This window comes from Streptomyces vastus, assembly GCF_039532825.1.
Taxonomy (GTDB): domain Bacteria; phylum Actinomycetota; class Actinomycetes; order Streptomycetales; family Streptomycetaceae; genus Streptomyces; species Streptomyces vastus.
Map to the genome: position 1 here is coordinate 14,642 of NZ_BAAASJ010000029.1, position 13,948 is coordinate 28,589.

Sequence of the window (13,948 nt, forward strand, 5' to 3'; positions counted from 1 at the left end):
CCGGGTTTTTCGGGCAGGCGGGTACGGGGTTGGCCAAGGACGGCCAACCCCGTCGACGTGGGCTGTCAGTGGGACGAAGTAGTCTTGAGCCCATGCCTGAACGCCGTACCGTCGCACTCGTCACTCTTGGCTGCGCTCGTAACGAGGTGGACTCGGAGGAGCTCGCAGGCCGCTTGGAGGCGGACGGCTGGCATCTCGTGAAGGACGCCGAGGAAGCGGACGTCGCCGTCGTGAACACGTGCGGCTTCGTCGAAGCCGCCAAGAAGGACTCCGTCGACGCCCTCTTGGAAGCCAACGACCTCAAGGGACACGGCAGAACCCAGGCCGTCGTCGCCGTCGGCTGCATGGCCGAGCGGTACGGCAAGGAGCTCGCCGAGGCTCTCCCTGAGGCCGACGGCGTGCTGGGCTTCGACGACTACGCGGACATCTCCGACCGGCTCCAGACGATCCTGAACGGCGGGATCCACGCCGCGCACACCCCGCGGGACCGCCGCAAGCTGCTGCCGATCAGCCCTGCCGAGCGGCAGGAGTCCGCCGTCGAGGTCGCGCTTCCCGGGCACGGACCGGCCGATCTTCCGGAGGGGCTTGCTCCGTCTTCGGGCCCCCGTGCGCCGCTTCGGCGCCGTCTCGACGGTTCTCCGGTCGCCTCGGTGAAGCTGGCCTCGGGCTGCGACCGTCGCTGCTCCTTCTGCGCCATCCCGTCCTTCCGCGGCTCGTTCATCTCGCGGCGGCCGTCCGACGTCTTGGGGGAGACGCGCTGGCTGGCCGAGCAGGGCGTCAAGGAGATCATGCTGGTCTCCGAGAACAACACCTCGTACGGCAAGGACCTGGGCGACATCAGGCTCCTGGAGACGCTGCTGCCGGAGCTCGCCGAGGTCGACGGGATCGAGCGGGTGCGGGTCAGCTATCTGCAGCCCGCCGAGATGCGGCCCGGGCTCATCGACGTACTGACCTCGACGCCGAAGATCGCGCCCTACTTCGACCTGTCCTTCCAGCACTCGGCTCCCGGCGTGCTGCGCGCGATGCGGCGCTTCGGAGACACCGACCGGTTCCTGGAACTGCTCGACACGATCCGCGCCAGGGCCCCGCACGCGGGCGTGCGGTCCAACTTCATCGTGGGCTTCCCGGGCGAGAGCGCGGACGACCTGGCCGAGCTGGAGCGCTTCCTGAACGGCGCGCGGCTGGACGCGATCGGCGTCTTCGGGTACTCCGACGAGGAGGGCACGGAAGCGGCGACGTACGAGAACAAGCTGCACGAGGACGTCGTCGCCGAGCGGCTGGCCCGGGTCTCGCGGCTCGCGGAGGAGCTTGTCTCGCAGCGGGCCGAGGAGCGCGTCGGCGAGACCGTGGAGGTGCTCGTCGAGTCGCTGGACGCCGCCGAGGGCGCGATCGGCCGTGCGGCGCACCAGGCGCCGGAGACCGACGGCCAAGTGCTGTTCACGAGCGGCGAGGGTCTGACGGTCGGTCGTATGGTCGAGGCGAAGGTGGTCGGTACGGAAGGTGTCGACCTGGTGGCCGAGCCGCTCCTCGGCTCGTTCGCAGGTCCTGAGGAGGTTGCCAGATGACGGGAGTCCCGGCATCCGCGGCGGGCGGCCCCGGCACGCCCGGCACGCGTGGTGCTGCCGCCAGTGCCCCCGGTACGGGCGCTTCCGGGGCTCAGGGCTCGAAGTCGTCGCGCGGCGGGAAGCTGGGCGCCGTGGCCGTGAACCAGGCCAGCCTCTGGAACGTCGCGAACCTCCTGACCATGCTCCGCCTCGTCCTCGTGCCGGGCTTCGTCGCGCTGATGCTGGCCGAGGGCGGGTACGACCCGGTATGGCGGGCCTGGGCCTGGGCCGCTTTCGCGGTTGCCATGATCACCGACATCTTCGACGGCCACCTTGCGCGTACGTACAACCTCGTCACCGACTTCGGGAAGATCGCCGACCCGATCGCCGACAAGGCGATCATGGGGGCAGCGCTGATCTGTCTGTCCTCGCTCGGCGATCTGCCGTGGTGGGTGACGGGTGTCATCCTCGGGCGGGAACTCGGAATTACCCTGCTGCGTTTTCTGGTTATCCGCTACGGCGTCATTCCGGCGAGCCGCGGCGGCAAGATGAAGACGCTCGCCCAGGGCACGGCGGTCGGGATGTACGTCCTGGCGCTGACGGGGCCATTGGCGACCCTGAGGTTCTGGGTGATGGCTGTGGCGGTCGCCCTGACCGTGGTGACCGGGCTCGACTATGTGAGACAAGCCATTGTGCTGCGACGCCAGGGTCTCGCCGAGCGGAAAGCAGCGGCGAAGGAGGCGGAATGACTGCTTCCCAAGCTGCTGAAGTGCTGAGACTACTGACAGTGAGAGGCGAGACGCTGGCTGTCGCAGAATCCCTGACGGGTGGCCTGGTGGCAGCGGAGATCACAGCCGCGCCGGGGGCGTCCAAGGCCTTCCGCGGCTCCGTGACCTCGTACGCCACCGATGTGAAGCAGGATGTACTCGGGGTCGACGCCACCCTTCTGGAACAGCGCGGGGCGGTGGATCCGCAGGTCGCGGCCCAGATGGCGGCCGGTGTACGCAAGGTGCTCGGCGCGGACTGGGGCCTCGCGACCACCGGTGTCGCCGGTCCCGAAAGCCAGGATGGGCAGCCCGTCGGCACGGTTTTCATTGCCGTCGACGGGCCTTCCGCGGAGGTCGGCGGCGGTTTTGGTGGCGGGAAAGTGGCGGCGCTGCGGTTGAACGGCGGCCGGACGGAAATCCGTATGGAGAGTGTACGGAGCGTGCTCGGGCTTCTCCTGGAGGAGCTCGAGCACGAACAGCTGGGAAATGAGCGGGCACAGGATACGGAACAGAACGGGGGGAATTGATGTTTGCAGCCCTGAGTGAACACGACATCGCTCCCCGCACGGCCGCGGCGCAAGGCGGTACGGTGGGGCGAGAAGGATGCGGCTACACGGCCCGAGGAGGGAGCCACCGATGATTCTGCTCCGTCGCCTGCTTGGTGACGTGCTGCGTCGGCAGCGCCAGCGCCAGGGCCGTACTCTGCGCGAAGTCTCCTCGTCCGCCCGAGTTTCACTCGGCTATCTCTCCGAGGTGGAGCGGGGGCAGAAGGAGGCTTCCTCCGAGCTGCTCTCCGCGATCTGCGACGCGCTGGACGTACGGATGTCCGAGCTCATGCGAGAAGTGAGCGACGAACTCGCGCTCGCCGAGCTGGCCCGGTCGGCAGCGGCCACTGAGCCTGTGCCAACGCCAGTACGCCCGATGCTCAATTCCGTGTCAGTGACCGGTGTGCCACCGGAACGAGTGACGATCAAGGCGCCGGCCGAGGCGGTCGACGTAGTCGCCGCCTGACGGCTGCTGGTTTGTGATCGGTCGTGAGCCGGCTCTCATGAGCTGAGAACCGGCTGAGCTGAGAATCGGCTGAGAACTGTGTGAGGGCCCCGATCGGGGTCTCTCCGGGGAGACCTGGAGGGGTGCGGTCGGGGTTTTTGCGTTGCTGGAGGGCGGCGGCCGGGGCATTCGCGTTTCGATTTCATCACTTTTGCACCGTTTGCCGGTGTGTCCCGGGACGGCGATGGTTGAGGGGCTGGGGGTGCTCGAAGCAGAGCGACGGCGCCTTTGGTGTGTGGGTGCGCCGGGTGTGCCTCGTGGGGATTGATGCGCCCTGCCGGTGGTTGACAGTCGCGGTCTAGCGTCGGTTGGCGGGTTGGAGGTGGCGCCATGGCGTGGCGAGCGGTGCGAATAGGGCGGTGGGGGCTGGCTCTCGGGGGCGGGGCGCTGTGGTGGTGCGGAGTGGTGCGATGGGCGTTTGCGTCGGATGCCGGGGCGTGGGAGGGGATGGTCGTGGCCGGGGGGTGGGGGTTGAGTCTGCTTCCGGTGCACTGTGTGCCGAAAGCCCGGGCCAAGGCTGACACGAGGCCTGGGCCACGGATTGGGGAGCGGATCGGCACCGGTGTTACCAAGGCATTGCCACTGCCTACCAAGGCATGGCCACGCCGCCGTTCGGGCGGAGGATCTGGCCCGTCGTGAAGGCCGAGGCGTCGCAGGCGAGGTACAGGACCGCGTGCGCGATGTCCTCCGGCTCGCCGACCCGGCCCAGCGGTGACATCCGGGCCATGAACGCCTCGATCCGCGCCTGGGACTCGTCGTCATGGCGGTCTGTCATGGGCGTGCGGATCCAGCCCGGCGCGACCGCGTTGACGCGGATGCCGTGCGCCCCCATCTCGGTCGCCAGGGTCTTCGTCAACTGGACGACGGCTGCCTTCGCCGCCCCGTAGCAGAGCAGCCCGGGCCCTCCGGTGTCGACAGCGCCCGAGGCCATGGTGACGATGCTGCCGCGTGTCCCGGACGCGATCATGGCGCGGGCCGCCTCCTGGCACGCATACAGCACGCCTTTGAAGTTGACGCCGAGTACTCGGTCGAGGTCCTCGTCGCGGGTCTCCAGGACCGGGCTGCTGTGCATGATCCCGGCGACGGCGGCCATCACGTCGAGACGCTCACAGGCCGCGACGGCCTGGCCGAGCCGGGCGCGGTCGGTGACGTCTAGGGCGTATGTGTGGGCCACGCCGCCCTTGTCTTTGATCAGGGCCGCCGTCTCGTCGAGGCCCCGGTCATCGCGGTCCGCGCAGTGGACGACAGCCCCTGCCTCCGCGAGCAGCACGGCACAGGCGCGGCCGATACCGCTCGCGGCGCCGGTGACAAAAGCGGTGCGTCCGGTGAGGTCGTACGCCGTGACGGGCATGAAGGGACCGTATGAGAGTTTCTGACGGGTCGTCAATTAGTCGTACGGAATGGGAGTGGGATGGTGCGTGGAGGGGTTGTACGTGATGAGGGTGTACGTGATCAGGAAGGCCTCGTATCGGGGGCTGGGCCCGACTGACATGTCGGGCACCAGTACGTGGGACGTTCTCGGGAGCCGTCGCCCTGGTTCGCCGTACGGATCGAGGTGCGGCAGCGCAGGCAGGGGCGGGGTGTGCGGCCGTACACGTAGAGGTTCTGGTCGCGGCGTCCCGTGGTGCTGCGGGCGGGGCGGTCGCGATTGGCTTCCAGGAGTTTCTTGGCGAGGGCGGGCAGTTGGGCGGCACGTTCGGCAGGGAGGTCACCGATGGGCAGCCATGGAGTCGCCCGGAGCAGGAAGCAGAGCTCGCTCTTGTAGACGTTGCCGACTCCGGCGAGGTTGCGCTGGTCGAGGAGGGCTTCGCCGAGCGGGCGGGTCGGGTCGCGCAGGAGGTTCTCCAGGGCCTTGTCGGGGTTCCAGTCCGGGCCCAGGAGGTCGGGGCCGAGGTGGCCTACGGCCCGATGCTCGTCGGTGCTGCGGAGCAGTTCGAGTACGGGGAGCCGGTAGCCGACGGCTGTGTGCTCCGCGGTGCCGAGGATCACGCGGATCTGGTGGCCGGGGCCGCCGCTCCAGCGCTCGCCGGGCGCGTACACCTTCCAGGAACCGTCCATCCGCAGGTGCGTGTGCAGCGTCAGCCCGCCCTCGATACGGGTAAGCAGGTGTTTTCCGCGTGGGGTGACGTCCAGGACGGTACGCCCGGTGAGGTCGGCCGTGGCGTACTTGGGCACCCGGAGGTCGGAGCGGGTGAGCACGCGGCCCGCGAGCGCTGTGTGCAGGCGCCGGGCGGTCTGCCAGACGGTGTCTCCTTCGGGCATGGGGTCCAGGGTGGCATGGGGTGGGCGGGGGCGTCTTGGCCCGGGAACGCGGGGAGGCTGGCGGGCGGGTGTCGGTCGGGTTGTGTGGCTGAGGGCGGGAGAGACGGCTGGTCGCCTGGGACGGCCGGCGGTCGGCTGGGAGGCGAGCGAGCGGGCGTCGGGGAGGGAAGCAGGCGGCGGTGGCCAGTCCGGCGCCGCCTGGTGCTCCGAGCTTCGTCAGGTCCGTCGGTGCTTGTGTACTGCGCCGAGTGGCCTTATGCGCGCATGCGCAGGCCCCGCGGCGTCGCGTGGAAACCGGCCCCTTCCAGGAGGGTGCCGAAGGGCGACGTCAGGGCCGAGACGCCGTTCACACGCTCCACAGTGACCGTGCCGAGGGAGCCCGCACGAGCGGCTGCGGAGAGGGCCTCGGAGGCTATGCGCAGGCGTGGGTCGTTCAGCGGGGTGTCGTCCGAGGCGGAGGGCCAGGCCAGGAGGGTCTTGCCGCCGCGCTCCATGTAGAGGGTCAGCTCGCCGTCGACGAGCACGACCAGGGAACCCGCCTTGCGGCCGGGCTTGTGACCCGCGTCGGCCGGGGGGTCGGGCCAGGGGAGGGCCGCCCCATACGCGTTTGCCGGGTCGGCGGCGGCCAGGACGATGGCACGGGTGGCGTTGCTCGGACGGGGGCGCGAGGCGGGGCCGCCGGGGAAGCCGGTGTCGGAGGGGGCGTCGGCGTAGGGGTCCTGGAAGCCGGCGTTGGCGCCCGGGAACGCCGCGTCTGGCAGAGTCGCGCCTCGCTCGCGTGCGTTGGCCGCCGCGCGAAGCCGGTCCACCGCGCCGTCCATCGCGAACTGTGCGGCACCGAGCCCCTCCACCACATAGCCCCGGCGTGCCTGTCCGTTGTCTTCGAAGGCGGACAAGATGCGGTACGTCGCCGAGAAGCCGCCCTCGACCCCTTCCGCGGCGACCGCACCCCGGGTGACCACGCCGTGCCGGTCGAGCAGGATGCGGGCCAGGGCGTGGGCGCGCACGGTGGCGTCGGCCTCGCGGTCGGGGAGCAGTGACCATCGGCCCGCGACGGTGGGAGGGCCGGTGCGGGAGGCGGGGCGTGCCGCGGCCGTCAGGCTGCCGTACCGTCCGCGCGGCACCGTGCGCTTCGCGCGATGTGCGGTGGAACCCGCGGTGCGACCAGAGCCCAGGAGGGAGCGCATAGGGGCGAGGGTGTCATTCGTCAGCCGACCCGACCAGGCCAGGTCCCAAAGGACGTCGGCGAGTTGGGGGTCGGTGGCGTCGGGGTGCGTGGTGGCGCGGATCTGGTCGGCGATCTGGCGGAAGAAGAGTCCATAGCCCGCCGAGAGGGCGTCCAGGACCGACTGATGGAGCGCGGTCAGCTCCAGAGGATGCGGGGCCGGCAGCAGCAGGGGCGCCGCGTCCGCCAGATACAGCGACACCCAGCCGTCCTTGCCCGGCAGTGCGCCCGCTCCGGCCCACACCACCTCGCCGGCCGCGGTCAGCTCGTCGAGCATCGCCGGAGCGTAGTTCGCGACACGGGACGGCAGGACGAGCTTCTCGAGCGCGGAGGCGGGCACCGAGGCGCCCTGCAACTGCTCGACGGCGCGTACGAGTCCGTCGATGCCGCGCAGCCCGTGCCCGCTGCCCAGATGCTGCCACTGCGGCAGGAACTGGGCGAGCGCGGCGGGCGGCACCGGCTCCAGCTCCTGCCGCAGCGCCGCGAGCGAACGGCGCCGCAGCCGCCGCAGCACCGCCGCGTCGCACCATTCCTGGCCGATGCCGGCCGGGTGGAACTCTCCTTGTACGACACGGCCGCTCGCGGCGAGCCTCTGCAGAGCGCCCTCGGTGACCGCCGTACCGAGGCCGAAGCGTGCCGCCGCCGCGGTCGAGGTGAACGGGCCGTGGGTGCGTGCGTACCGCGCGAGAAGGTCGCCGAGCGGGTCCTTGACCGGCTCGGTGAAGGCCTCCGGGACGCCGACGGGCAGCGCCGTGCCGAGCGCGTCACGCAGTCGGCCCGCGTCCTCGATCGCCGCCCAGTGGTCGGCGCCTGCGATCCGGACCCGGATGGCGCGGCGGGACGCGGCAAGCTCTGGCGCCCACTCCGGTTCCGCGCCGCGCTCGGTCAGTTCCGCGTCCGTGAGGGGGCCGAGCAGGCGCAATAGGTCCGCGACGCCTTCGGTGTCCTTGACGCGGCGGTCCTCGGTAAGCCACTGGAGTTCGCGCTCCAGCTCGGTCAGGACGTCGGCGTCCAGGAGCTCGCGCAGCTCGGCCTGGCCGAGGAGTTCGGCGAGGAGCCGAGAGTCCAGCGACAGGGCGGCGGCGCGTCGCTCGGCGAGCGGGGAGTCGCCCTCGTACAGGAACTGTGCGACGTACCCGAACAGCAGTGACCGGGCGAACGGTGACGGCTCGGGTGTCGTGACCTCGACGAGCCGCACCTTGCGGGACTCGATGTCGCCCATGAGTTCCGCGAGGCCGGGGACGTCGAAGACGTCCTGGAGGCACTCGCGGACCGCCTCCAGGACGATCGGGAAGGATCCGAACTCGCTGGCCACCTGGAGCAGTTGGGAGGCACGCTGGCGCTGCTGCCACAGTGGGGTGCGCTTGCCGGGGTTGCGGCGCGGCAGCAGCAGGGCGCGGGCGGCGCATTCGCGGAAGCGGGACGCGAACAGGGCTGATCCGCCGACCTGGTCGGTGACGATCTGGTCGACCTCGCCCTTGTCGAAGGCGACGTCTGCCGCGCCCACGGGGGCCTGCTCCGAGTCATACTCGGTGCCCATCGTCCTTGGTTCCTGGTCGAGCAGGTCCAGGCCCAGCAGGTCGGCGTCCGGGAGGCGCAGCACGATGCCGTCGTCGGCGTGCATGACCTGCGCCTCCATGCCGTACCGCTCGGAGAGGCGGGCGCCCAGCGCGAGGGCCCAGGGGGCGTGGACCTGGGCGCCGAAGGGGGAGTGCACGACGACTCGCCAGTCGCCCAGCTCGTCGCGGAACCGCTCGACGACGATGGTGCGGTCGTCCGGGATGTGGCCGCAGGCCTCGCGCTGTTCGGCCAGGTAGGACAGGACATTGTCGGCGGCCCAGGCGTCGAGGCCGGCGGCGAGGAGCCGAAGCCGGGCGTCGTCCTTCGGGAGGGAGCCGACCTCGCGGAGGAACGCGCCCACCGCGCGGCCCAGTTCGAGGGGGCGGCCCAACTGGTCGCCCTTCCAGAACGGCAGCCTGCCCGGCACTCCGGGCGCGGGTGAGACGAGGACGCGGTCGCGCGTGATGTCTTCGATGCGCCAGGAGCTGGTGCCGAGTGTGAAGACATCGCCGACGCGGGATTCGTAGACCATCTCCTCGTCGAGCTCGCCGACACGGCCTCCGCCCTTCTTGGGGTCGGCGCCCGCGAGGAACACCCCGAAGAGACCGCGGTCCGGAATCGTGCCCCCGGAGGTGACGGCGAGGCGCTGCGCGCCTGGGCGGCCGGTGACCGTCCCGGCAACGCGGTCCCAGACGACGCGTGGCCGCAACTCCGCGAAGGCGTCGGACGGATAGCGGCCCGCGAGCATGTCGAGCACCGCCGTGAACGCGGACTCCGGAAGCGACGCGAAGGGTGCGGCCCGGCGGACCGTCGCGAGCAGGTCGTCGACCTGCCAGGTGTCCAGGGCGGTCATGGCGACCAGCTGCTGGGCCAGCACGTCCAGGGGGTTGGCGGGGATACGGAGGGACTCGATGGAGCCGGTGCGCATCCGCTCGGTGACGACGGCGGCCTGGACGAGGTCCCCTCGGTACTTGGGGAAGACGACACCGGTGGAGACCGCCCCGACCTGGTGCCCCGCGCGGCCGACGCGCTGGAGACCGGAAGCCACCGACGGCGGGGACTCGACCTGCACGACGAGGTCCACCGAGCCCATGTCGATGCCCAGTTCGAGACTGGAGGTGGCGACCACCGCGGGCAGCCGGCCCGCCTTCAGGTCCTCCTCGACCAGCGCTCGCTGCTCCTTGGAAACCGAGCCGTGGTGGGCGCGCGCGATGACCGGCGGGGCGCCCTGGGCCGCGCCCGAACCGCCCATCAGCTCGGCCGGGCCATGGTGCTCCTCCAAAGGCTCACCCGTCGCCCTCTCGTACGCGATCTCGTTGAGCCGGTTGCACAGCCGCTCCGCGAGCCGACGGGAGTTCGCGAACACGATCGTCGAGCGGTGCGCCTGGACGAGATCGGCGATCCGCTCCTCGACATGGGGCCAGATCGACGGGCGCTCGGCACCCTCGTCGGAGTCGGCGACCCGGGAGCCCCCCAACTCGGCGAGATCCTCGACCGGAACGACCACCGACAGGTCGAACTCCTTGCCGGACAGCGGCTGGACGACCTCCGCCTTGCGGCGCGGCGAGAGATAGCGCGCCACTTCATCCACTGGACGCACCGTCGCGGACAGGCCGATGCGGCGCGCAGGCTTTGGCAGCAGCTCGTCGAGCCGCTCCAGGGTCAGGGCGAGATGGGCGCCGCGCTTGGTGCCCGCGACCGCGTGCACCTCGTCCAGGATCACCGTCTCGATACCGGTCAGTGCGTCGCGCGTGGCCGAGGTGAGCATCAGGAACAGCGACTCCGGTGTCGTGATCAGGATGTCCGGCGGGCGCGTGGACAACGCGCGGCGCTCGGCGGGCGGGGTGTCGCCGGAACGGATGCCGACCTTCACCTCGGGCTCGGGCAGCCCGAGGCGCACCGCTTCCTGCTTGATGCCGGTCAGCGGGCTGCGCAGATTCCGCTCGACGTCGACCGCGAGCGCCTTGAGCGGCGACACGTACAACACCCGGCAGCGCTTCTTGGGGTCGGCCGGCGGCGGCGTGGAGGCCAGCTGGTCAAGCGCGGCGAGGAACGCGGCCAGCGTCTTGCCGGAGCCGGTCGGCGCGACCACGAGCACATCCGAGCCCGCACCGATGGCCCGCCACGCCCCGGCCTGGGCGTCGGTGGGCGCGGAGAAGGCCCCCGCGAACCAGCCGCGGGTCGCGGGCGAGAAGCCGTCGAGGGCACCATGCGCAGACCTGACCATGCCCCCATCCTGCACCCCGCCACTGACAATGCGTCTGACCTGCGAAAACGGTCTCGCGTCGGGGGTCTGCGCGAGGCGCTTGGGCCAGAGGCACGGCTGTGGCGAGGGTCGGCGCTGGGTGCGGGGCGCTCCGCGCTGCCACGAGGGCGTACGCACCGTTCGGGACCCGTCGTGACCCCGAACCGTCTCGGCTCCCAGCGGAGGGCGAATCCGGCCTGGCGGCAGCCATACCCGTACTGCCCGAAACCCGCCGAACCCAGCGGGCGACCTGGCGCAGAATGGGCACATGGCAGGTTCGGGTGAGCGAGCGCGGCACTGGCAGTACCCGGAACTGCCAGGCGTCGACCTGCTGCGCGCCCGGTACATCCGGAAAACCTTCGTCCGGCACACCCACGAGAACTTCGTCATCGCCGCCATCGCCGACGGTGTCGAGGTGTTCCATCACGGCGGCGCCGACCAGTACGCGGGACCAGGCACCCTGGCCCTGGTCAACCCCGACACCCCGCACACGGGTCGCGCGGGCGGTCCCGAGGGCTGGCGGTACGGGGCGGTCTACCCGTCCCCCGACCTGGTGGCCGAGATCGCCGCCGAAACCACCGTGATCCGCGGCACCCCCGGATTCACCACCCCGGTGCTCGACGACCCCTACGCCGCACGCCTGGTCCACCAAGTGCTGCGTGCAACCGACGAGGGCAACGCACTCGCCGCCGACACCCTGCTGAGAGTCGCCGTCACCCGGCTGCTGCGACTGAACGGCGGGCCGCTCCCGCAGCGCGCCCCGCGCACGGCGGGCGCCCGAATCGCTGCACGCGCGCGTGCTGTCCTCGAGGAACGGATGACCGACCCGCCCACCCTGAAACGGCTCGCCGCCGACCTCGGCACCAGCCCCTTCGCGCTGCTGCGCGCCTTCCGGGACACCTACGGCATGCCTCCGCACGCCTGGCTGACCGACGCCCGCGTACGCCGCGTACGCCACCTCCTCGACGCCGGCACCGCGCCCGCAGAAGCCGCCCACGTCGTGGGCTTCACCGACCAACCGCACCTCAACCGCCACTTCACCCGGATCGTGGGCGTGCCGCCAGGGGCATACCAGCGCGAGCGCAAGAACGTACAAGACCCACAGGAGGGGCTCCTTCTACCGTCCAAGGCGTGGCAGAACAGACAGCTCTCGCAGACACACTTGGTGAAGACGGCGGAAAACCCGACGCCGCCGTCGTACGAGACGCCCTCGGAGTCGGGACCGCCGTCGGACTGTCCGGTTTCGCCTTCGGGGTGACCTCGGCAGGAAGCGGCCTCACGCTGCTGCAGACCTGCGCGCTCAGCCTCCTGGTGTTCACCGGCGCCTCGCAGTTCGCCCTCGTGGGAGCGCTCGCGGCCGGAGGCAACCCGTTCACCGCCGCCGCGGGCGCCTTCTTCCTCGGTATGCGCAACGCCTTCTACGGGCTGCGTCTTTCGCAGTTGCTGGCCCTCCCGCGCGCGGTGCGGCCGTTCGCTGCCCAGTGGGTCATCGACGAGACCGCGGCCGTAGCGCTCGCTCAACCCACACGACGTAGCGTGCGGATCGGCTTCACCGTCACCGGGCTGACCCTCTACGTGCTGTGGAACCTCACCACCCTGCTCGGCGCATTGGGGGCCGAAGCAATCGGCGACACCAACGCATGGGGCCTGGACGCCGCCGGGCCCGCCGTCTTCCTGGCCCTCCTCGCGCCGATGCTCAAGACGACCACGGAGCGGGCTGTCGCGGGCCTCGCGGTCGTCCTCGGCCTCGGACTTCTGCCCGTACTGCCCGTCGGCGTGCCCGTCCTGGTGGCCGCGCTCGCCGCCCCGGCCGTCCTGTGGGCGGAGGGCCGCCGCATGGGGCGTACGCCAGCTGGGAAGCCCGCCAACGAGGCACCAGGGGAGGACCGTTGAACATCTGGATCGCGATCGCCGTGACCGCCGTCGGCTGCTATGCCGTCAAGCTCATCGGTCTCCTCGTCCCCGCGGGTGTCCTGGAACGGCCGCTCGTCCAACGGCTGGCCGCCCTGCTGCCCGTCGCCGTGCTGGCCGCCCTCACGGCCCAGCAGACTTTCGCCGACGGCCGGGTCCTGGTCCTGGACGCGAAGGCCGCCGGGCTCGCGGCAGCCGCCGTGGCGCTGATTCTGCGGGCTCCCTTCCTGCTCGTCGTCGCGGCGGCTGTGGTGGTTACGGCAGGGGTGCGGGCGATGACCGGCTGACGTACAGGGCGGCCACGCGCGCGTGGAGGCCGATTGGCGGCACGCGCGCGTAGAGGCCGGTTTACGTACGCGCCGCCCTGGAAGCCCCCCCCGGACACGTCAGCCGACAGGGCGCCCGTACGCCCGCAGAGTGCGCAACGCCTCGATCGTGACGATCGGACGCGCCTCCAGGACCGTGCCCGGCGCCCACTGACGCCAACGGATCGGCCAACCGCCGTCCTCCTCCTGCGCGTCGGCCAGAAAGTCCAGCGAGCGCGCCATCTCCTCGTCGGTGAACCACGCGCGCGCGAGCGAGTCCGGTGTCTTCGCGTAGTCGTGCGCGAAGTGGTGCTCGCCCGGCGCGTAACCGGGCGCCACCGGAAACTCCTCAGACCGCTCCGGGTCCAGCGCCGCGAGCCGGTGCTCGCGCACCAGACGACCGAGCCGGTCGGCAGCCGCCTCCGCGCGCGAACGATCGGGAGCCGAGTCCAGAAAGGCCACGGCCGCCTCGATCTCGTACGGATGCGACTTCTCCAGAGACTCCACCGCCTGCCAGCAGAAGTCGGTGGCCCTGAACAGCCAGGCATGCCACACCTCATTGCGGTGCAACAGGCCCACCACGGGCCCTGTGGCGAGGAGTTCACTGGGCGGATCGTCCACGACCGGTACGAAGGGGGCCACCGGGTAGCCGCGCTGGCTGGGATGGATCGCCGGCAGCGCGCCGTCCTTCGTCGACACGGCGGTCAGATAACGGCACACGCGCTCCACCCGCTGCCCGCCGCACCGCCCGATCGAGTCCAGGACACGCAGCGCGTGCCCGGTGTGCAGGGGCTGGCTGACCGGGCCACGAAGATCGGGCTCAAGCGCGTGGCCGTACCCCTCGTCCTCATTGCGGTAGGCGGCCAGCGCGGTCTCCACCGCGTCGGCACCGCCACCGAGGAAGTGGTACGCGAAACGCCGCTGCTCCAGCACACGCGCGGTGAGCCAGACGAAGTGCTCGGCGCGGGCGAGCGGGGAGTGCGCCGGGCGCTTCGGGGGGAGTGGGGATGCTCCAGTTTCGGCCATGGTCCGACCGTATGACGGAAAGCGTTCTCGACAAGCGGTCCCGGCTCGGCCCC

The 13,948-nt window shown here is 71.1% G+C and carries 10 protein-coding genes and 1 pseudogene; 7 read left to right on the forward strand and 4 right to left on the reverse strand.

Annotated features, from left to right (window positions below):
• Positions 1–92: 92 nt before the first annotated feature.
• The 4 genes from rimO to ABD357_RS13315 all read left to right on the forward strand — a co-directional run bounded on the left by rimO (position 93) and on the right by ABD357_RS13315 (position 3,322).
• A complete protein-coding gene (rimO, locus tag ABD357_RS13300) occupies positions 93–1,565 on the forward strand; it encodes a 30S ribosomal protein S12 methylthiotransferase RimO (RefSeq protein ID WP_344390014.1) in 1,473 nt (490 codons plus the stop codon).
• Positions 1,562–2,293: a CDP-diacylglycerol--glycerol-3-phosphate 3-phosphatidyltransferase gene (pgsA, locus tag ABD357_RS13305; protein ID WP_344390015.1), complete on the forward strand. Its 732-nt coding sequence runs from the start codon at positions 1,562–1,564 to the stop codon at positions 2,291–2,293. The genes rimO and pgsA overlap by 4 nt, the downstream gene beginning before the upstream one ends.
• Positions 2,290–2,838 carry a CinA family protein gene (locus ABD357_RS13310; protein ID WP_344390016.1) on the forward strand — a complete coding sequence of 183 codons (549 nt, stop codon included), beginning with the start codon at positions 2,290–2,292 and terminating at the stop codon, positions 2,836–2,838. Before pgsA ends, ABD357_RS13310 begins: the two co-directional genes overlap by 4 nt.
• A gap of 109 nt (positions 2,839–2,947) precedes the next feature.
• On the forward strand, positions 2,948–3,322 hold the full coding sequence (locus ABD357_RS13315) for a helix-turn-helix domain-containing protein (protein WP_344390017.1): 375 nt from the start codon (positions 2,948–2,950) through the stop codon (positions 3,320–3,322).
• Positions 3,323–3,947: 625 nt separating this feature from the next.
• On the opposite strand, the gene ABD357_RS13320 is transcribed toward ABD357_RS13315, so the two are convergent.
• The 3 genes from ABD357_RS13320 to ABD357_RS13330 all read right to left on the reverse strand — a co-directional run bounded on the left by ABD357_RS13320 (position 3,948) and on the right by ABD357_RS13330 (position 10,635).
• Positions 3,948–4,712 carry an SDR family NAD(P)-dependent oxidoreductase gene (locus ABD357_RS13320; protein WP_344390018.1) on the reverse strand — a complete coding sequence of 255 codons (765 nt, stop codon included), beginning with the start codon at positions 4,710–4,712 and terminating at the stop codon, positions 3,948–3,950.
• Between the two features lie 101 nt (positions 4,713–4,813).
• Positions 4,814–5,623, reverse strand: coding sequence for an Fpg/Nei family DNA glycosylase (locus tag ABD357_RS13325; protein WP_344390020.1), 810 nt, complete (start codon positions 5,621–5,623; stop codon positions 4,814–4,816).
• 254 nt (positions 5,624–5,877) lie between these two features.
• Positions 5,878–10,635, reverse strand: coding sequence for an ATP-dependent helicase (locus tag ABD357_RS13330; protein ID WP_344390021.1), 4,758 nt, complete (start codon positions 10,633–10,635; stop codon positions 5,878–5,880).
• Between the two features lie 286 nt (positions 10,636–10,921).
• Here ABD357_RS13330 and ABD357_RS13335 point away from each other — a divergent pair.
• The 3 genes and pseudogenes from ABD357_RS13335 to ABD357_RS13345 all read left to right on the forward strand — a co-directional run.
• A pseudogene (locus ABD357_RS13335) lies at positions 10,922–11,671 on the forward strand (AraC family transcriptional regulator); the annotation flags it as partial.
• A gap of 113 nt (positions 11,672–11,784) precedes the next feature.
• The gene (locus tag ABD357_RS13340) at positions 11,785–12,546 is read left to right on the forward strand and encodes an AzlC family ABC transporter permease (RefSeq protein WP_344390022.1); all 762 of its coding nucleotides are present in this window, start codon (positions 11,785–11,787) and stop codon (positions 12,544–12,546) included.
• On the forward strand, positions 12,543–12,851 hold the full coding sequence (locus tag ABD357_RS13345) for an AzlD domain-containing protein (RefSeq protein WP_344390024.1): 309 nt from the start codon (positions 12,543–12,545) through the stop codon (positions 12,849–12,851). The genes ABD357_RS13340 and ABD357_RS13345 overlap by 4 nt, the downstream gene beginning before the upstream one ends.
• A 99-nt stretch (positions 12,852–12,950) precedes the next feature.
• Here ABD357_RS13345 and ABD357_RS13350 read toward each other — a convergent pair whose 3' ends face one another.
• Positions 12,951–13,895, reverse strand: coding sequence for a hypothetical protein (locus ABD357_RS13350; RefSeq protein WP_344390025.1), 945 nt, complete (start codon positions 13,893–13,895; stop codon positions 12,951–12,953).
• Positions 13,896–13,948: the final 53 nt, after the last annotated feature.